General features: G+C 59.0%; 18 protein-coding genes. 15 read left to right on the forward strand and 3 right to left on the reverse strand.

Features of this window, described 5'->3' with window-relative positions; translation table 11 throughout:
- Together AAE029_RS20785 and AAE029_RS20790 are read right to left on the reverse strand one after the other, a co-directional pair.
- Window positions 1–2,003: restriction endonuclease (locus AAE029_RS20785; protein ID WP_371074795.1), on the reverse strand; the 2,003-nt coding region annotated here is incomplete at its 3' end.
- Between the two features lie 62 nt (window positions 2,004–2,065).
- Window positions 2,066–4,363 (reverse strand): P-loop ATPase, Sll1717 family, encoded by a 2,298-nt coding sequence (locus tag AAE029_RS20790; RefSeq protein WP_371074796.1) that lies wholly within the window; start codon window positions 4,361–4,363, stop codon window positions 2,066–2,068.
- 488 nt (window positions 4,364–4,851) lie between these two features.
- On the opposite strand from AAE029_RS20790, the gene AAE029_RS20795 reads away from it, so the two are divergent.
- A complete protein-coding gene (locus AAE029_RS20795; protein ID WP_371074797.1) occupies window positions 4,852–5,130 on the forward strand; it encodes a DUF1403 family protein in 279 nt (92 codons plus the stop codon).
- On the opposite strand, the gene AAE029_RS20800 is transcribed toward AAE029_RS20795, so the two are convergent.
- A complete protein-coding gene (locus AAE029_RS20800; RefSeq protein ID WP_371074798.1) occupies window positions 5,072–6,097 on the reverse strand; it encodes an NADP-dependent oxidoreductase in 1,026 nt (341 codons plus the stop codon). The two genes, AAE029_RS20795 and AAE029_RS20800, sit on opposite strands and share 59 nt — an antisense overlap.
- Before the next feature lie 190 nt (window positions 6,098–6,287).
- On the opposite strand from AAE029_RS20800, the gene AAE029_RS20805 reads away from it, so the two are divergent.
- The 14 genes from AAE029_RS20805 to AAE029_RS20870 all read left to right on the forward strand — a co-directional run bounded on the left by AAE029_RS20805 (window position 6,288) and on the right by AAE029_RS20870 (window position 18,270).
- Window positions 6,288–7,280 carry an LLM class flavin-dependent oxidoreductase gene (locus tag AAE029_RS20805; protein ID WP_371074799.1) on the forward strand — a complete coding sequence of 331 codons (993 nt, stop codon included), beginning with the start codon at window positions 6,288–6,290 and terminating at the stop codon, window positions 7,278–7,280.
- 23 nt (window positions 7,281–7,303) lie between these two features.
- Complete coding sequence (locus tag AAE029_RS20810; RefSeq protein ID WP_371074800.1) at window positions 7,304–8,653, forward strand: LLM class flavin-dependent oxidoreductase; 1,350 nt, start codon at window positions 7,304–7,306, stop codon at window positions 8,651–8,653.
- Between the two features lie 18 nt (window positions 8,654–8,671).
- Complete coding sequence (locus AAE029_RS20815; protein ID WP_371074801.1) at window positions 8,672–9,871, forward strand: M20 aminoacylase family protein; 1,200 nt, start codon at window positions 8,672–8,674, stop codon at window positions 9,869–9,871.
- The gene (locus tag AAE029_RS20820) at window positions 9,868–10,431 is read left to right on the forward strand and encodes a GNAT family N-acetyltransferase (RefSeq protein ID WP_371074802.1); all 564 of its coding nucleotides are present in this window, start codon (window positions 9,868–9,870) and stop codon (window positions 10,429–10,431) included. The genes AAE029_RS20815 and AAE029_RS20820 overlap by 4 nt, the downstream gene beginning before the upstream one ends.
- Window positions 10,432–10,467: 36 nt before the next feature.
- A complete protein-coding gene (locus AAE029_RS20825) occupies window positions 10,468–12,246 on the forward strand; it encodes an amino acid ABC transporter permease/ATP-binding protein (RefSeq protein ID WP_371074803.1) in 1,779 nt (592 codons plus the stop codon).
- Between the two features lie 95 nt (window positions 12,247–12,341).
- Window positions 12,342–13,286 carry an ABC transporter substrate-binding protein gene (locus AAE029_RS20830; protein ID WP_371074804.1) on the forward strand — a complete coding sequence of 315 codons (945 nt, stop codon included), beginning with the start codon at window positions 12,342–12,344 and terminating at the stop codon, window positions 13,284–13,286.
- Between the two features lie 71 nt (window positions 13,287–13,357).
- Window positions 13,358–14,296 carry an ABC transporter substrate-binding protein gene (locus tag AAE029_RS20835; protein ID WP_371074805.1) on the forward strand — a complete coding sequence of 313 codons (939 nt, stop codon included), beginning with the start codon at window positions 13,358–13,360 and terminating at the stop codon, window positions 14,294–14,296.
- Between the two features lie 15 nt (window positions 14,297–14,311).
- Complete coding sequence (locus tag AAE029_RS20840) at window positions 14,312–15,346, forward strand: LLM class flavin-dependent oxidoreductase (RefSeq protein ID WP_371074806.1); 1,035 nt, start codon at window positions 14,312–14,314, stop codon at window positions 15,344–15,346.
- Window positions 15,347–15,413: 67 nt separating this feature from the next.
- On the forward strand, window positions 15,414–16,010 hold the full coding sequence (locus AAE029_RS20845; RefSeq protein ID WP_371074807.1) for a 2-hydroxychromene-2-carboxylate isomerase: 597 nt from the start codon (window positions 15,414–15,416) through the stop codon (window positions 16,008–16,010).
- Window positions 16,011–16,130: 120 nt separating this feature from the next.
- Window positions 16,131–16,691, forward strand: coding sequence for an FMN reductase (gene msuE / locus AAE029_RS20850; RefSeq protein WP_371074808.1), 561 nt, complete (start codon window positions 16,131–16,133; stop codon window positions 16,689–16,691).
- Window positions 16,692–16,701: 10 nt separating this feature from the next.
- Window positions 16,702–16,899 (forward strand): hypothetical protein, encoded by a 198-nt coding sequence (locus tag AAE029_RS20855; protein WP_371074809.1) that lies wholly within the window; start codon window positions 16,702–16,704, stop codon window positions 16,897–16,899.
- Between the two features lie 131 nt (window positions 16,900–17,030).
- Window positions 17,031–17,207 (forward strand): hypothetical protein, encoded by a 177-nt coding sequence (locus AAE029_RS20860; protein WP_198175575.1) that lies wholly within the window; start codon window positions 17,031–17,033, stop codon window positions 17,205–17,207.
- A 161-nt stretch (window positions 17,208–17,368) separates the two neighbouring features.
- Complete coding sequence (locus AAE029_RS20865) at window positions 17,369–17,950, forward strand: RBBP9/YdeN family alpha/beta hydrolase (RefSeq protein WP_371074810.1); 582 nt, start codon at window positions 17,369–17,371, stop codon at window positions 17,948–17,950.
- A gap of 11 nt (window positions 17,951–17,961) precedes the next feature.
- Window positions 17,962–18,270 (forward strand): hypothetical protein, encoded by a 309-nt coding sequence (locus AAE029_RS20870; protein ID WP_371074811.1) that lies wholly within the window; start codon window positions 17,962–17,964, stop codon window positions 18,268–18,270.

Here is an 18,270-nt window from a genome sequence, read left to right on the forward strand (position 1 = left end):
TGAATGATCTCCTCCTCGATCGCGGAGTTCATCGCATCGATGAGATTTTTGCTTAGCATTCTGCGACCGTCTTCAATCGCGTCGGACATCTGTTCTAAGTCGTCCGCTGCGACGCCAAATCGCAGCATATCGATCAGTTCGCGCTCAAGTATCTCGGCAAGAACCGTCTCTTGCGGAAAGTTCTCATAATATCCGCCATCGCGGAGGCGGACAACGACTTCGATGAGTTCTGAACCATCGCGCCATGCTTGCCATCCGTCCGGCGGGGCCTTGGCAAGGCGCATGATTGCCGCAACGAATTCTGGCGCCCCGCTCTCAGCCCACCATTCGAGAAGAAGTTGCAGCCGGCCGGCGTTGGTGCCATCGCTTCTCAGTCTCGGCACCTCGCGCCAGATCGGCCAATTTGAGAGCATCGGTGCGATTGGCTTGAATGCATCGGCGAATTGCTTGTCCGCTGTTCCCAGTGGCCGATTTCGGGTACCGAAGCGCCATACCGCCTCTGCCCATTTGAAGCGGCATGCTGCCGCCGCAAAATCCCTCAGCATCGCGCCGTCGCTCAGATATTCTGTGAGATAGTCGCGAAAGGATGGGTTTATATATGTGATGGTCGTCCCGCTGATGTTGATAAAGCCGCCTTCGAGGATTTTCACCGATTCCTCAAAGTCCTTCGGATCGCGCGGCAGGCCGTATTTAGAGCAAAGGACCGCATGTAGGGCCTCAAACGATTCTCTGGCATCATCGATATTCACACCGTATTCGGAACAGAAGAACAGAGCATAGAGCAGGTGCCGCGACCGAGCGTCGATGTGATTGCGGAAGGCGATGTCCCAAAGCCGGCTCGGGTTGTTCAGTGTTGCCAGGAATTCTGTCGGATATTCCGAAGCGTCCATCGCCTCAACGTGGAAGCGGTCTGTCATCCATTCGATAATTCTTGGGTTGTAATTCCTATGGTCAACAATCTTCTCGATCGTTCCGGTTTCAATCAGCGCTCGGACATGGCGTTTTCCGGTGCCGGCAACAGCGAGATGATTGTAGAGGATACGTGCCCTGATCCTTCTCGTATAGACGCCCACGTCGAGGACAAATTTCGACACATCAAGGCGCTTGTCTGCAAGATGCTCGGAAACGCGCCTCGCTTCCTCGAAGATGTAGGCCCGCGTCGTAAGGACAAAGCGAGCATTGGCAGAACCCTTGATACGCCTGATGAAGCGAGCAAGATCTGAATCCTTCATCGACAACGCCTGCTTGTCGAGTGCGACCCTTCCCAGAAAGTCATCGAACAGGAAGATCTGTTTTTTTGCATCCGTGATGGCCGCAAAACCGTCGGTCAGGCTGCGGATTGGAACGAGATCCCAACCTTCGGCAAGATAGGCGTAGGAAAGCATTTCCGCGAGTGTTGTCTTGCCGACGCCAGGTGGACCGGAAATTATCAGGACGTGCTGCTCTTCGAGTTTACCGGCAGATTGCGCAAAACTGGGGTTTTGAGCGTAAACTCGGACTTTCGCCTCTATCTCGTCGCGCGTAATGGCTGTGAAGGCATGCAACGCAGCATGAAGCACGCGATCAAGGACCGCGCTGCTGGATAGCCACAGTTTTACATGCGCCTTTTCGACCTCAGGAAATCTCCCCAGAAGGAAGTTGAGCTCGGTCTGGCCGAAAATGTCACTCTCGCCAAGCAAGCTGGGCCCGATGACCGTTCCCAGCTGTTTCTTGTTCGTTGGCGTCAGGCCGCAGGAGGTGGCCAAGAGATATCGATCCGGCTTGAGCACATCGATCGATTTGCGCTCCTTTTTCATCATCGATTTCAGCGCTGTGAAAGGTGAGCCAGCGTAATGTTTGGCCTGCAAGACGGTCGTCTTCCCCGCCCGCGAATGGCGTCCGTCAATGCCGCCGTCAGGTCCAGAGCAAAAACCTTCGAAGCTGACATCAAGATGCTTCCCAAGCAGATCGCGCACGAGGTCTTCGAAATCGGGGTGGGAAAGGGATTTAAAGTCGTAACTCATTGTCTCCAGGCAGCGATGTGCGCGATCGAATGATCGACAGGCTTTTTCTATTTTTACATCGCCTAGTTGGTCGTCAAAGCGGCAACGAGCGTTGGATGCAGAGCGAGAGCCACGTCATCACCTCCCCGTAATAACGTGGCGAGATACTGTCGTTTATATCCGACGTCAAAGATGTAGCGGGCCTCCTCTCCTTCAACGACGCCCAGACTCCCATTCCAGAGCATTACGTCAATGAGCTTGTTGACGCTGTCGGCGTCTCTCAGCTCCTTCGAAGCGATGTAACGAAGCTTGGACGCGGTAAGATGTTCGCGTTGCTGAACGATCTCGAACAAGAGTTCAGAGCCCTTCGGTACCAGGTCAGCTATTTCCCGATCCAGGTCTTCGAGTACCTGCCATCCTAATTCCTTCAGCGCGACGAGATAATCCTCTTCTGCGATTTTGCCTCGGCTAAAGGTGATCGCCCGCCGGCGTGCGGTCTCAAATAGGCGGATTATATATCTGGGCCTCATAAGACTGCCGTCTATAAGAAAATCAAGTACAGGCCGTCCTGCTACCGTCGCGACAGAGGCGCGACTCCATATCGTCGCCCAGTCTTCCTTTATGTCTATGGCACTCGATCGTAGGCGCTGCTCGAACAGCTGCTTCATCAACGATCGATCCGACCATTCGAGGCTCTGAACCGCTAATTTGCCATAGTCTGCCATACCCCGAATGAGAAATTCGTAGACGTCGCTGCGAACAAATATGCCCCAGCGAAAATCGAGATTCTTTCGCCTGAACTTTCTTGATATCTCCTGCATAGACTCCGTTAGGCCGACAACGATCATTGCGTCGTCATCGGTGAACCCGCCCGGCGTCCAGAACCGATCCAGGTTGTCGAACAGGAAGAGGACGAAGCCTTTTAGTCGCAGATAGTCGAGGACCGTTTCCCGTAGTGTCCTGACATCCTGACCATAAATAGCTTCCAATACCTTAGACGAATCCGGCTGGTGCAACTCGTCGTCGATAAGATTACTTCCTCGAAAACGATCGACCACATTCTGAGACAAACGTTTAAGCCGTTCGGAAAAATCACCCGTCCCGGTATCGACGCGCTGCTCGAACAAGGTTTTAAGCTTTTGGTAGCCCCCAAAGAGCCTCTGATCGCGTAGGGCGCGAAGTTCGTCTTTTTCCAGGAGCTTATAGGCTATTTCCAGCCAAAGAACATATTCCCAAAACGCCGCGATTACCTCCTTACGTGTCCCGAAACTAAGTCGGTCCAGAATGAATTCCTTCATCTTGATGAGCTGGTAGCCGTCCGGAATGAGGTCAATGACAATATTCTCCTTATTCGCGCGACTGATGTCTCTGACCTGCAAGAAGACAGCGGTCTTCCCACTTCCCTTCCGTCCCACAAGAACATTGGCCTCACCAGATAGTGATCGCTGAAATGCATCGGTTTCGAGAAAATGATCCGCGAGCGTGGTCGCCTCGTTTTCAGCAACGGGATCCCCGCATGTTAACGTCTCCAGAAGCCGTCCGTCATGATGTTTGATCGAGACAAATTCATTCTGGTAGTCCGCTAGATCGCCGCGGAAATCGGCGATGATAGTGTCCAAGTCCTCAGGTTTCCACCACCGCTGAGCTTGATCGTGCAAGTCAAGAGGGAGACTTTGTGACTCGTGAGCGATTAAGCGACACGGGATGCCCTTACCTCTCGCAACACCGTAGATAAAGGCGGCTCGCTGATTATTCCTGACTGCCTCTTCGGCCGTACCGTCCACCCAGAAAGCAAGGACGCCATATGAAGACAAAACCAAGCTGTATGCTTCGCTAGCATTCAGACGGCTGATCTCGGCCGGATTAAAATTGCGGAACTTAACGCGAGCAATCTTCTTGACGGCACTTGTCAGACGAAGTGATGCATCAGTCGGGTTCGGCGGTTGCAGAATAAAGAGGGGCTGCTCTTTGTTTTTGGTTACATCGCCCCATCTGTTGGTCTCATCAGGCTTGGAAAGTATTTTCCTAAGCTTGTCAGGGTAATCATAGCCGTCATATCCCAGCGTATCGAGCAGTCCGACCGCCTTAATGGGCGCGAAGTCCAGGTGAGTCGATCGGATAAGACGTGTCGGCTTTTCTAGTCCGATTGCATAGCCCAGCTCGTAGGTCACATTTGCATTAATCAGCGAAACGTCAGCCACAAAGGCGTCGGCGCCTTCGATCCAGCTTTCAACGGATTGAGCGATTGGAGAGCCCGAAGTGTCTCTGGTCGACCAGGCGGATATCTTTCGTCCGTTGGTGGAAGCCGACCTGCAGGCCTCCTCAATCATCTCGGAGTGATATTGGTTGCCAGAGGGATAGGCTACAAAGACGGAGGCCATTTGATCGAATCACCGATTACACGCGCTGCTAGAACGTGCGACATAATTTGCTTCTTTGACAAGTATCTGCTCATGTAAACTGTGAGCGATCCAACCAAATAATATAGTTATCCGATCATTTCACAGGCACCTCGCTTTCGGCGCTCTACAACCTTGCATTTTCATGCTGTGAATTCGGTTCGTGATTGGGCAAGTCGTCCGCTCGGGTGCGTGTATTTGAATCCCCCTCGAGAGGAGCAAGTGATCTGTGAAAGCGCCCGCATGCGGATGCCCTGTCCGTCAGCACTGGCGGACTTGTACTAGAACAGGTGGCTGCGTACGAGTCGATATTCCAATAATTCCAATCATCTAAGGGATCCAGGTGATGGGTGGCTGGTTCGATTCCTTTCAACTGCCCGGAGGCAAATTGCGGGATCTGAGGTTCTGCTCCCATCAAGAGCCGCAACATCAGGTCCGCTATCAGCCTAAGCAGCCATTCAGGGTGGTCGATGGAAGAGCCGCCTGAACGCAATAGTCCGGCTTTGCGCACGATCGGCGGCAGAGGCCGCGTCCGGCCGGGCGAACCGGCTTATTCAAAAACCATCTGCCTGTCGCTGGTCGACGGCGTCGATGCTGCACTTCGCTCCGCCACCGACATCGACCGCGGGCCGCGCGGCGGCTGGCGATGGCCCCGCCATCGCGCAGCAGACGGAATAGGTCGAAAGATCGTCATCCACCGACGCGGACGATCAGCTTGCCGAAATTTCGTCCTTCCAGAAGGCCGATGAAAGCCTCGGGCGCGTTTTCAATCCCGTCGACAATATCCTCTTTGTATTTGAGGCGGTCTTCGGCGACCCAGGCTCCGGCTTCGCGATAGAAGTCGGGGCGTTGGTCCGCGAATTCGCGTTGGATGAAGCCGCGTATGGTGAGGCTCTTGCGCAGGACGGCCCGCATCAGGATGGGCAACCGGTCCTGTCCGTTCGCTGCAGAAAGGCCTTCGTTGTAATGCGCGATCAGGCCGCAGACCGGGACACGTGCGAAATCGTTGAGCAGGGGAAAGACCGCGCTCCAGACGTGGCCGCCGACATTCTCGAAATAGACGTCGATTCCGTTTGGACAGGCGGCGGCGAGTTCCGATGGAAAATCGCTTGAACGGTGGTCTATCGCCGCATCGAAGCCAAGCTCCTCACGCAGGTAATCGCATTTCTCACGCCCGCCCGCAATTCCGACCACCCGCGCCCCGAAGATCTTCGCAATCTGGCCGACCACCGAGCCGACCGCGCCGCTGGCGGCGGCAACCACAAGCGTTTCACCGGCCTTGGGCTTGCCGATGTTGCGCAGACCGGCATAGGCGGTGAAGCCGGTCATGCCGAGGACGCCGAGCGCCGTCGTGACCGGCGCGGCGCCTGGATCGAGCTTTCTTAAATCGCTGCCATTCGAGATCGCGTGGGTTTGCCAGCCGGAATGCGACAGGACGATATCGCCGGGATTGAACGACGCATTGCGCGTACGCACGACACGAGCGACCGTTCCCCCTTCCATCACGCCGCCGATGTCGACGGGCTTGGCATAGGATTTGGCGTCATCCATGCGTCCCCGCATGTAGGGATCAAGGGAGAGATAGAGAATTTCAAGAAGAAGCTCGCCCTCTGAAAGGTCGCGGATCGTCTCCCGCTCGAGCCGAAAATTAGCAGCCGTCGGTTTTCCCGACGGGCGCGAGGCAAGCACGATGCGGATGGTTGATTGGTTGGCCATGCGTGTCTCCTTCTCCTGGTTATGCTCCAAGTCACAGAAACCTGGGCTCAGGTGGTGCTTTGCCGTGCTCTCTTCCAGCGCGGCTTTTTTCCCTCAACGTCTCTTAAAGAGAATGTCATTTCTTATAAATCACTATGTCTACTGATTTTATAGATTACATCTTGCAACCCAGCGAACGGATCGGAGTGTCATGACCTACCTCCTCAGTCTTCTCGACAAGAGCCCGATCGAACAGGGACTTTGCGCCACAGATGCGCTGCGCGCGACGGTAAAGCTCGCAGCCCGGGCAGAGGAACTCGGCTACCACCGTTTCTGGGTTGCCGAGCATCATCATATGTCCAATCTCGCAAGCTCCGCTCCGGAAGCGCTGATCGCTTACCTCCTCGCTAGGACCTCCAGGATACGCGTCGGTTCCGGCGGGGTCATGCTGCAGCACTATAGTGCGTACAAGGTGGCCGAAACCTTCAATCTTCTGGCGTCTCTCGCTCCCGGTCGCGTCGATCTCGGGGTCGGTAAGGCGCCGGGTGGTTTTCCGCTTTCGACGCGCGCACTGCAGGCGGCCGTCGATCCGGCGAGGAAACCGAATTTCGCTGACCAGCTTTCCGACCTCAATACCTATCTCGCCGCCGACCCGAATTACGATGGCGCGCAGGCGACCCCGTTCCCGCCGACCGCGCCTGAACGCTTCCTGCTGGGTGCCAGCGTCGAAAGCGCCGAGCTTGCCGCTGAGAAAGGCTGGGAGCTCGTCTTCGCCGGCCATCTGAACGGCGATCCGGAAAACCTGCGCAAAACATTCGATGCCTATGAGCGAGCGACGGGCGGCAAGCGCCCGATCCTGGCGCTCGCCGCCTTCGCAGCTGAAAGCGAAGAGCAGGCACGAGAGCGCGTCGGCAACCTTCGAATCGTAAAGGTGTTCCTGCCGAACGGCCAGAGCGTGAACGTCGGCAGCGAGGAGCAGGCGGCAGAATTTGCCCGTCAATCCGGCGTCACCGACTACCGCATCGAGGAGAAGGTACCGGGTGTACTGCATGGCACGGCCTCGCAGATCCACAAGGAACTCGATGAACTGCATCGCCGCTACGGCGTCAAGGAATTCATCCTAGACACGCCGGCGCTGACCGCTGTTGAGCGCCTGAATTCGATTGAGCTGCTTGCCAAGGAGCGGCTCTCGCTCGTCGCTTGATACTTCCAAAGAGGATTGGGTCCATGGCTCAGAAACACGTCAATTTCGGCATCATGTTGCAGGGGCCTGGCGGTCACATGAACGCCTGGAAGCATCCAAGCGGACCAGCAGATGCCAGCGTCAATTTCGATTTCTTCGTCAGGACGGCGCGTAAGGCCGAGGCGGCGGGCATTGCCTTTGCCTTCGTTGCCGACGGGCTCTACATCAACGAGCAGTCGATCCCGCATTTCCTCAACCGCTTCGAGCCGATCGCCATCCTCTCGGCGCTGGCGGCCTCGACCTCTAAGATCGGCCTCGTCGGCACCGTCTCCACCTCCTATAGCGATCCCTTCACCATCGCCCGGCAGTTCGCCTCGATCGATCTGATCAGCGGCGGCCGGGCCGGATGGAACGCGGTGACCTCGCCGCTCGAGGGCTCGGGGCGTAATTACAGCCGCGAACATCCCGAGCACGAGCTGCGCTACGAGATCGCCGAGGAATACATCGATGCGATCAAAGGTCTCTGGGATTCCTGGGACGACGACGCCTTCGTCCGCAATCGGGAAACGGGCGTCTATGTCGACAAGACGAAGATGCATCGCCTCAATCACAAGGGCCGCTTCTTCCGCATTGAGGGGCCGCTCAACATCGGCCGCTCGAAACAGGGCCAGCCAGTCGTCTTCCAGGCAGGCTCGTCGGACTCCGGCATCAGGCTCGCCGGCAAGCATGCCGATGCGGTCTTCACCAATGGCGGGCAGATCGAGGAGGCCAAGGCCTTCTACCGGCAGCTGAAGGACAGCGTCATCGCGCATGGACGCCCGGCCGCCGAAGTCGGCATCTATCCCGGCATCGGTCCGATCGTCGGTGCGACGCCCGACGAGGCGGAAGCCAAGTATCAGGCGATCCGCAATCTCGTCACGACAGAGGAGGCATTGCTCTATCTCGGCCGCTTCTTCGACCACCACGATTTCAGCGTCTACCCGCTGGACGCGCCTTTCCCTGACATCGGCGACATCGGCAGGAACAGCTTCCGCGCGACCACCGACCGGATCAAGAGGACCGCGCGCGAGAAGGGTCTGACACTGCGAGAGATCGCGCTCGACGTCGCCACGCCGCGCACGGCCTTTATCGGCACCGCGGCGCATATCGCCGACGAGATCGTCCGCTGGGTGGAGGAGGGTGCTGCCGACGGCTTCATTCTCGGTTTCCCGGTGATTGCGGAAGGGTTCGACGATTTCGCCGAGCACGTCCTGCCGATCCTCACAAAGCGCGGCTATTTCGACCCCGTCTTGAAGGGCAAGACGCTGCGCGATCATCTGGGGCTGCCCTTCCGTGAGAGCCGCTATGCGGGCGGCGCAGCTCCGGCCGAGCACGAAAAGGCCGTTGGCGCCTGAGGTGCGGGAGCAGAAATCATGAACCCAATCGTGCAGCACCAACACGGAAACGATCCGGTCGAACGCGGCATCGCCGCCTATCTGGACGAGATCATCGCGCTTCGCCACGACCTGCACCAATATCCTGAACTCGCATTTCAGGAACTCAGGACCAGCAAGCTCGTGGCATCGCACCTTTCCTCCTGGGGCTACGAGGTGGCGATGGGCATTGCCGGCACCGGCATCGTCGCCACCCTTAGGCGCGGAGAGGGCAAAAGGCGGATCGGCATCCGTGCCGACATGGATGCCCTGCCGATCGAGGAGGCGACGGAGCTTTCCTATGCCAGCAGCAATCCTGGCGTCATGCATGCCTGCGGCCATGACGGCCACACGTCGATCCTGCTTGCTGCTGCCCGCTATCTTGCCGAGAGCGGCAATTTCAGCGGCACTTTGCGGCTGATTTTCCAGCCCGCCGAGGAGATCGGGGCAGGCGCCCGCAAGATGATCTCGGAGGGCCTGTTCGAGCGGTTTCCCGTCGATGCCGTCTTCGGGCTGCACAATTGGCCAGGCGTCCCGGAAGGGCAATTTGGCTTCGTCACCGGCCCTGCCATGGCCTCCGTCGACCAGGCGATCATTAAAATCATCGGCAAGGGCGGCCATGGCGCCGAGCCGCATCGAGCCGTCGATCCCGTGCTCGCCTCGGCCTCCTTCATCACTGCGCTGCAAAGCGTCGTTTCGCGCAACATCGATCCGCAGGAGATGGCGGTTGCGACCGTCGGCTCGATCCATGCCGGGTCCGCCTCGAATGTCATACCTGAAAGCGTGGAGTTGAAGCTGACCATGCGCGCCTTCAGCGAGGCAGTCCGCCAGAAACTGCAGGAACGCATTCCGGCGCTTGCCCGGGCTCAAGCGGAAAGCTTCGGCGCCGAGGCCGATGTGAACTACCGCCTCGGCTTTCCGGCGCTGGTCAACCATGCCGAGGAAACCGCTTTTGCCCGCGACGTCGCCTACGACGCCCTCGGGCCGGCGGCGGTCGAGAAGGATTTTCGTCCAAGAACGGCAAGCGAGGATTTCGCCTTCATGCTGCAGGCAAATCCCGGCAGCTATCTCTTCGTCGGCAATGGCGACAGCGCTCCGCTGCATAGCGCCCATTACAATTTCAACGACGCGATCATCGCGCCGGCCGCGCGGTACTGGGTGCGGCTCGCCGAGACATTCCTCACTGATGACAACGGGTGACGAACGATATGAGCGATGTGTTTCTCTACACGAGCCCCACCGACCCGCGTGCCAAGCCGCTGATCGACGAGCTCATCTATGAATACGACAGCCGTTACGGCACCTACTTCAATGCCGAGGGCGCGGCGGCTGAACTCAACCGCTATCCTCCCGAAGCCTTTGCACCGCCACACGGCAATTTTCTGCTGTTGATCCGCGACGGCGAGACGATCGGCGGCGGCGCCTTCATGCACCACGACGAGCGGACTGCCGAATTCAAACGAATCTGGACGCGTCATGATCTCAGGCGCCAGGGACTTGCCCGTAAGGTGCTCGTCGCGCTCGAAGAACAGGCTGCCCGTCAGGGTTATTCGCGCATTTATCTGACGACGGGGTTCCGCCAGCCGGAAGCGGTCGGCCTTTACTTGAACTATGGCTACACCGCGCTCTTCGACACGTCTGTCGATCCGGAAGCCTACAAGAGCCTGCCCTTCGAGAAGGACATCAGCCACCTCGCTCAAGCGCGCCTCGAACACGAAGCGGCCGAGCCGCTCCTGTGCGCGGCCGGCGGCAATCTCTGAAAACGGCAGGATCGGTCATCCTTAAAGGGGAGCATCATGGCACTGACGACGGATTTCGCGGACATCGACGCCGGCAGCAGGGCGGCCGAACCGAAGCAGGACTACTCCCGCTATCGCATCGTGCCGGCGCGCCATCCCGGCCGTGCGGCGGGCACGATATTCGCTGCTGTGGTCATCGTCGCCGTCCTCTATTCCACCTTTACCAATCCACGCTGGGGTTGGGGCGTCTTTGCCGAATGGTTTTTTGCCGAGCCGGTGCTCGTCGGCCTCGGCAGGACGCTGCTCTTGACCGCGCTCGCCGCCATTTCCGGCTCCATTTTCGGCACGGCACTGGCGTTGGCGCGCGTATCGAAGTCGCCGCTGCTTGCCGGGCTTTCATGGGGATACATATGGCTCCTGCGCTCCATTCCCGTGATCGTGCTGCTGCTGATCTTGAACAATCTCGGCTACCTCTACGAGACGATCAGGATCGGCGTCCCGTTCACCGATACGGTCTTCGTCAATTATCCGACGGTGCAGCTGCTGACGCCCTTTGCCGCGGCTTTCCTCGGGCTTACGCTCAACCAGTCGGCATTCTTTGCTGAAATCGTGCGTGGTGGCATTCTTTCGGTGGATCACGGGCAGTTGGAAGCAGCCGCCGCACTCGGCCTGCCGCGCCGCCGCCAGGCCTTCCGCATCGTCTTGCCGCAGGCCATGCGCTCGATCCTGCCGACCGGCTTCAACGAACTGATCGGATTGGCGAAGAGCACCTCCATGGTCTACGTGCTGGCGCTGCCGGAGCTCTTCTACACGGTCCAGGTGATCTACCGCCGCAATCTCGAAGTCATTCCGCTGCTGTTGGTCGCGACCGTCTGGTACCTGATCATCATGACCGTGCTGTCGGCCGCCCAGCATTATATCGAACGCTATTTCTCCAAGGGCGCCGTGCGCAATCCGACGCCGCTGCCCTTCCAGGCCTTCTTCGACCGTTTCCGCCGTCCGCTGCCTGTCCTCAATCTCGCGGCTGATCGAGTCAGCAAATCCGGCTTTCATGATGCGGCGGCCCTGCGGGCAGCGGGCGGAAGCGTGCGTATCCATGGCATTTCGAAAAGCTTTGGCTCGTTGAAGGTGCTCGACGACATCGAGCTGAATCTTCCGGCCGGCAGCGTCACCGCCATCCTTGGCCCTTCCGGGTCCGGCAAGTCGACGCTCCTGCGCGCCATCAACCATCTGGAGCGTGTCGACAGTGGATTTATCTCCGTCGACGGCGAGCTGGTCGGCTACGCTCAAAAGGGCGATACGCTCTATGAACTCAAGGAAAAGGACATCCTCAAGCGCCGCGCCGATATCGGCATGGTCTTCCAGAGCTTCAATCTCTTTCCGCATCTGACCGTGCTCGAAAACCTGATCGAGGCGCCCATCCAGGTGCGCAAGGCAAGCCACGAGGAAGCTGTGCAACTGGCGCAGGAACTCCTTGCCCGCATCGGCCTCACCGACAAGATCAACGCCTATCCGCGCCAGCTTTCCGGCGGCCAGCAGCAGCGCGTCGCAATTGCCCGTGCACTGGCTCTGAAACCCAAGGTCCTGCTTTTCGACGAGCCGACCTCTGCACTCGACCCGGAACTCGTCGGCGAAGTCCTCGATGTCATCAAGGAACTTGCCCGCACCGGCACGACGCTCGTCATCGTCACCCACGAGGTCGGTTTTGCCCGCGAAGTCGCCGATACGGTCGTCTTCATCGAAAGCGGCAGGATTCTGGAGGCCGGCCCGCCGGCGCGCATCTTCAACGAAGCAGAGCATCCCCGCACGCGTGAATTCCTCGCCAAGGTTCTCTAGCGCCGAAGGGCGCTGGTGAAATGCCGCCCGCGACGGGCGACCGGATGAATAATGACAGTGAACACAACCACTAGATGAAAATGGAGACGGGAAACATGGCATCTTTGAGAACAGCAAAACTCCTGATGGCGGGCGCCGTCACAATCGCCGCACTCGGCATCGGCGCAGCACAGGCCGGAGGCAAGTTCGACCTCAGTCCGGAACAGCCGAATCGGCTGCGGGCGGAGAAGAACGAAAAACGCATCGCCGAGGCCAAGGACTTCAAGTTCGTTCAGGACGGCGTCTTTACCGTCGGCATCAGCACGAGCGGGAATCTGCCGCTCCATGATTATGCCTCCGATTCCAAAACCGTCATCGGCTATGACGTCGATCTCGCACAGGTCATCGCCGATAGCCTCGGCCGGAAGCTTGAACTGGTTTCCGTTGCATGGGCCGATTGGCCGCTTGGGCTGACGTCCGGAAAGTTCGACGCGGTGATCTCGAATGTGACCGTGACGGAGGAACGCAAGGAGAAGTTCGATTTTTCGACCTATCGCAAGGACGAATTGGGCATCTACGTCAAGTCTGACAGCCCGATCACATCGGTCAAAGAACCGAAGGATATTGCCGGTCTGAAGGTCATTACCGATGCCGGTACCAACCAGGAGAAGATCCTGCTGGAATGGGACCGTCAGAACGTCGCTGCCGGCCTGAAACCGATCGAGGTGCAATATTATGACGACGACGCGGTCAAGGACCTGGCTGTCCAGTCGGGCAGGGCCGATGCCGTCTTCAGCGTGAACGCGACGCAGGCCTATGCGTCGGGACTGAACGGCAAGACCAAGCTTGTCGGTACCGTCAGCGGCGGCTGGCCGATTACGGCTGAGATTGCGGTCACGACGCGCAAGGGCAGCGGTCTCGCGGCCCCGCTGACCGGCGTCATCAACGATCTGATCGCCAGCGGCGCTTACGGCAAGATTCTCGACACCTGGAATCTCGGCCCAGAGGCAATTGATGAGGCCAAGACCAATCCGCCCGGCTTGCCGAAGAGCGGCTCGTAATGCCCGCGGGACGGATCGCAGTTTGAGCTCGTCCGTCCCTGCTTTTCAATGCAAACGGAGACATATCGAACGTGACGGCCTTTCCCAATATTCGCACCTTCTTCTCTGCAGCGCTGACGGCGGCCTTGACTGGCCTCGGTGCAGCCCATGCTGCAGATGATTTCGACCTCAGTCCGCAGCAGTCAGGCAGACTTCATGTCGCGAGGAACGACGCGGCCGTCGCCGCGATCCCGAAGGATTTCAAGTTCGTCACACCGGGCAAGTTCACCATCGCCGTCAGCCCTGGCGGTCCTCCGCTTTCGACCTATGCCACCGATGCCAAGACCGTGATCGGAGCCGATCCCGACTATGCCTATGCCATCGCCGACAGCCTTGGCCTCACGCTGGAGATCGTGCCGGTCGCCTGGATCGACTGGCCGCTCGGCCTCACCTCGGGCAAATATGATGCCGTCATCTCCAATGTCGGCGTCACCGAGCAGCGCAAAGAGAAGTTCGATTTCTCCACCTACCGCCAGGGCCTGCACGGTTTCTTCGTGAAATCCGATAGTCCCATCACTTCGCTCAAGGAGCCGAAGGACGCGGCGGGTCTCAGGATCATCGTCGGCGCCGGCACGAACCAGGAACGCATCCTGGTGAAGTGGAGCGAAGAGGATGTGGCCGCCGGGCTGAAGCCGATCGAATTGCAATATTATGATGACGAGGCGGCAAGCCTGCTCGCGCTCCGCTCGGGGAGAGCTGACGTCATCGTCCAGCCGCATGCCCAGCTCGTCTTCATCGCCGCCCGCGACAAAAACATAAAGCGCGTCGGAACGCTCAGCGCCGGCTGGCCTGATCGTTCGGACGTTGCGATCGCCACCCGCAAGGGAAGCGGGCTCGCCGATGCACTGACGATCGCCACCAACGGCCTCATCAAGGACGGCACCTACGCCAAAATCTTCGAGCACTGGCATCTCTCCGAGGAAGCCTTGCCGGCATCCGAGACCAATCCGCCCGGCCTGCCGAAATATTGATCCGGAAGGCATGACATGAGCAGCCGCACTATATCCATCAGCCATATCGGCTTCCTCACCCCCGGCAATTATCCCGACGATGATCCCTTGTCGGGATTGGAGCAGACGCTTCAGCAACTGCAATATGGCGAGGAGCTGGGCTTCGAGAGCGCCTGGGTCCGCCAGCGGCATCTGGAACCCGGGATATCTTCGGCGAGCGCCTTCCTGGCGGCGGCCACACAGCGCACCAGCCGGATCGAGCTCGGAACAGCGGTCATTCCGATCGGCTATGAAAGCCCTTATCGGTTGGCCGAAGACCTTGCCACGGTCGATGTCCTCTCGCGCGGGAGGCTGAACATCGGCGTCAGTGCCGGCCGGCCGCTGCATGCCGAGCTGATTGGTCCGCTGGCCTTCGACGGTGACTGGACGAGCTACGATTTCTCGCATGAGCGCGTACTGCGCTTTGCCGATAATCTGCGCGGCAACTATCTCGGTGACGAGCAGACCTTCATCAAGACCCCCTTCGGCCCGCAGCGGCCGCGCCTGCAGCCTTTTGCCAAGGGGCTGATCGACCGCCTGTGGTATGGCGGCGGGTCGCAGCGCTCGGCCGAATGGGCCGGCCGCAACGGCTTCAACCTGCTGACGGGGAATGTAATAACCGGGGAGGGAACGGATGATTTCTTCGTCGCTCAATCCAGGTTGATCGAAACCTTCCGTACCGCCGTTACTCACCGACGCGTCGCGCTCGGCCGCGTCATCGTGCCTTTCGACAGCGCTGACGCTGCAACGCGCCGCCGTTACCGGGATTATGCCGATGGCCGCCACGAGCGGACGCTTTCGCCGCAGGGCGAGCGGCGCACCCTATTCGCCCGCGATATCGTCGGCACGTCGGACGAGATTTTGGAACGGCTTTTTTCCGATCCGGTTCTGCCTGAGGTCAGCGAACTGAGGCTGGAGCTCCCCTACGAATTCGAGCACGAGGAGTATCGCCAGATTCTCCATGACTTCGTGACAAAAATCGCGCCCGAGCTCGGATGGAAAGCGCAATCCGGAATTCGGGCCGCGTCCTGAACGGCCGTCGAGTTCGCGGCCGGCGCGGACACGACGCTAGAACAATATCTTACGAGGAACATTCAGAGTGACCAAAACGGTAGAATACTTCTTTTCGATCGGATCGCCCTGGTCCTACATCGGCTTCCATGCCTTTACCGAGCTGGCAGAGAAGAACGACGCGGTTATCACCCCCTATCTGACGACGGTGGTTGAAGAAAACGGCGGTATCTTCTCACGCAACCGCCCGGAGATCCGACGCGCCTACTGGACGCGGGACCTCAAACGCTGGGCCCGTGTGCGCGGTAAGGAATTGTTCCTCGAGCATCGCCCCGAGCTCAGCGACCCAACACCGGCGTCCCTCTTCGTGATCGCCGCTTATCTCGACGGGCAGGACTGGATCGGCGTGGCCCGTGCTCTTCAGCATGCCTTCTGGAGCGAGGCGAAGGATATAGGCAAGGCGGATGTGCGCGAGTCGATCGTTAACGCCGCCGGTTTCAATGGCGCCGTGCTGCTCAGGCGCCAGGCTGACGAAGATGTTCAGAACAAATGGTCGGCCGACCGCGTGCATGCGCGCGACAGCGGCGTCTTCGGCTTCCCCACCTATGTCTATGACGGTGAGCTCTATTGGGGACAGGACAATCTACCCTTCCTCGAACGGCATCTGCGCGGCGACAGGCCTTAGGCTCGGTCAACCAAGCGAAGACGAATGTTTTTTCACCAGAGCGAGGAAGGAGAGACAAGCATTTCTTTAATCCACTAATTTTATAGACAATAGTTGAAGCAACCATAGAGAGGAAAAACCATGTCAGGTTTCAAACTCGTCGGCGTCGCTGGCAGCTTCAACCGTCCATCCAAGACACTGGCTCTGGTCCGGCATGTTGCCGACCTTGCGAGCGATCGATACGGCTTTACGAGCAAGACTTATGATCTGCATGATGTCGGTCCGTCGCTCGGCGGCGCCTTATGGCGCAAGGACCTTGACGAGCAGGCCAAGCATGTCATCGACGAGATTGTGCAGGCGGATGCCTTGATCGTCGGTTCGCCGACCTACAAGGGTTCCTATCCCGGCCATTTCAAACACCTCATCGATCTGATCGACCCGCATGAACTGCGGGCGAAGCCGATCATCATCACGGCGACCGGCGGCGGCGACCGGCATGCGCTGATGGTCGAGCATCAGCTTCGGCCGCTCTTCGGCTTTTTCATGGCCCATACATTGCCGACGGCCGTCTACGCCTCCGACCGCGACTTTACCGACTATGCGGTCTCCTCGGACGCGCTTTCGAACCGGATCGGCGAGGTGGTCGGGGAACTGGCTGCTTTCTTCCCTGAGGTGAAGCCGGCGCTGGCGGCGGCCGAATAGGATCATCGTCATGGTCAGGTTTCAGAAGGTATCGGCCGACGATGCTGAAAAGCCCGAGGCGGGCGAGCAGATGTGGAGCGTCTTTGAATTCGCACGGCGATATCGCCTCGCCAAGCGGGAAGAGAACCGACTGCTGATGCTCTACGGGCCGACCGCATCGCTTGGCGCTCTTCTTGCCAATGCGCGACGTCATTCGCTGATTTCCTGATGCAGGTTACCCAAAGGTGGGTCGCGGTCTTGAACGACCCGCATCGAACAAAGACCTGAGGCGCGCCGCACGACTCAATTTGGTGTGACGCGCTTTAGCCGAAGAAAATCGGTTCCGGACAGGAGATTCGCATGAAGCTTGATTTCCAATCCTGGCTGAAGCTCGCGGTCGACCGCTTTCTTGATCTAAAGCCGGCAGCTGGGCGCAAGCCCGCAAATGAATTGCTCACTCGCGACGAAGAGCGGGACTGGTCTGCCCGCGAATACGAACTTCATTATTGGGGCGCGACGCCCGGCCTTTGGTATTGAGGAGGTCAGGTGATGGCTATCATCATTGAACCCGGCCTCGGTCGGCATCGTGCGAAAAGAACAACGGGCAGCATCATGTCGCTATTCCGGAATGCCGCCGGAATCTGCACGACCACGAGCTCGTTCATATTCCTGTTCGCTCTAGTGATCGGGTTGATCCGATGAACGAAGTCCTTATCCTTCCCGGTCTGTTCGGCTCGGCAGAAGGACACTGGCAGCGGCACTGGCTGCAGGATCACCCGGACAGTCGTTGCGTCATCCAGGACGACTGGGATCATCCGCACGTCGACAAGTGGTTGTTTCGGCTGGAAAGCGCGCTCGAAGAGGCAGGTGAGGCCTATCTGGTCGCCCATAGTCTCGGATGCCTGCTAGCCGCCAGGCTCGCCGGCCGGAGCGTTGCGCGCCGCGTGAAGGGAGCTTTGCTCGTCGCACCATGCGACCTGCCCGTTACCGAAGTCCTGCACCCTGGACAAATCTCCTTCGGCGATATGCCGACGGCGCCTCTGCCTTTTCCGAGCATCGTCGTCGGCAGCATGAACGACACCTATATGACCGTCGACCGCCTGGCCCTGTTCGGTCGGCTGTGGAACGCCGAGACCCGGAATATCGGCCTGGCCGGCCACATCAATATCGCCAGCGGTTTCGGACGCTGGCGCAACGGCTACCGGCTGCTGGAAGCCTTGAAGACGCGCTCGGGTGCTCGAAAGCGCGCCGTTTCCATGCTGCCGGCTTTTTCGATGTGAGTGGAAGCGCAATGTCCGACATCGTCGCCGATCTCCTGCGGCTCACCGAAGACCCGAATGCCGACCCGCGAAGCAGGCGCCGCCAGACCATCAATCATTTGGTTCAGGCGCTGCTTGCGATGGCCGACAGCCAACTCGGACCGGAAGATGCGCAGAACCGCCATTCGATCATCCATTTGACGACGATCATCCGCGATATGACGGGACGGATCGCCGATGCAGACGACGCGACGTTTTCGGCGATCGTCAGGGAGGCCGCGATGCTGATCCGCAGCATGGAGCGGCGCCGGGCGGATGCGGCCAAGTTTACGGTGCATTGA

This window comes from Sinorhizobium sp. CB7 (genome assembly GCF_041357635.1).
In the GTDB taxonomy this organism is placed as follows: domain Bacteria; phylum Pseudomonadota; class Alphaproteobacteria; order Rhizobiales; family Rhizobiaceae; genus Rhizobium.

Bases quoted from the DNA above. Each gene is read 5' to 3' on its own strand.
- AAE029_RS20790 (WP_371074796.1), bottom strand. From the start codon at position 4,363: ATGGCCTCCGTCTTTGTAGCCTATCCCTCTGGCAACCAATATCACTCC.
- AAE029_RS20795 (WP_371074797.1), top strand. From the start codon at position 4,852: ATGGAAGAGCCGCCTGAACGCAATAGTCCGGCTTTGCGCACGATCGGC.
- AAE029_RS20800 (WP_371074798.1), bottom strand. From the start codon at position 6,097: ATGGCCAACCAATCAACCATCCGCATCGTGCTTGCCTCGCGCCCGTCG.
- AAE029_RS20805 (WP_371074799.1), top strand. From the start codon at position 6,288: ATGACCTACCTCCTCAGTCTTCTCGACAAGAGCCCGATCGAACAGGGA.
- AAE029_RS20810 (WP_371074800.1), top strand. From the start codon at position 7,304: ATGGCTCAGAAACACGTCAATTTCGGCATCATGTTGCAGGGGCCTGGC.
- AAE029_RS20815 (WP_371074801.1), top strand. From the start codon at position 8,672: ATGAACCCAATCGTGCAGCACCAACACGGAAACGATCCGGTCGAACGC.
- AAE029_RS20825 (WP_371074803.1), top strand. From the start codon at position 10,468: ATGGCACTGACGACGGATTTCGCGGACATCGACGCCGGCAGCAGGGCG.
- AAE029_RS20830 (WP_371074804.1), top strand. From the start codon at position 12,342: ATGGCATCTTTGAGAACAGCAAAACTCCTGATGGCGGGCGCCGTCACA.
- AAE029_RS20840 (WP_371074806.1), top strand. From the start codon at position 14,312: ATGAGCAGCCGCACTATATCCATCAGCCATATCGGCTTCCTCACCCCC.
- msuE (WP_371074808.1), top strand. From the start codon at position 16,131: ATGTCAGGTTTCAAACTCGTCGGCGTCGCTGGCAGCTTCAACCGTCCA.
- AAE029_RS20855 (WP_371074809.1), top strand. From the start codon at position 16,702: ATGGTCAGGTTTCAGAAGGTATCGGCCGACGATGCTGAAAAGCCCGAG.
- AAE029_RS20860 (WP_198175575.1), top strand. From the start codon at position 17,031: ATGAAGCTTGATTTCCAATCCTGGCTGAAGCTCGCGGTCGACCGCTTT.
- AAE029_RS20865 (WP_371074810.1), top strand. From the start codon at position 17,369: ATGAACGAAGTCCTTATCCTTCCCGGTCTGTTCGGCTCGGCAGAAGGA.
- AAE029_RS20870 (WP_371074811.1), top strand. From the start codon at position 17,962: ATGTCCGACATCGTCGCCGATCTCCTGCGGCTCACCGAAGACCCGAAT.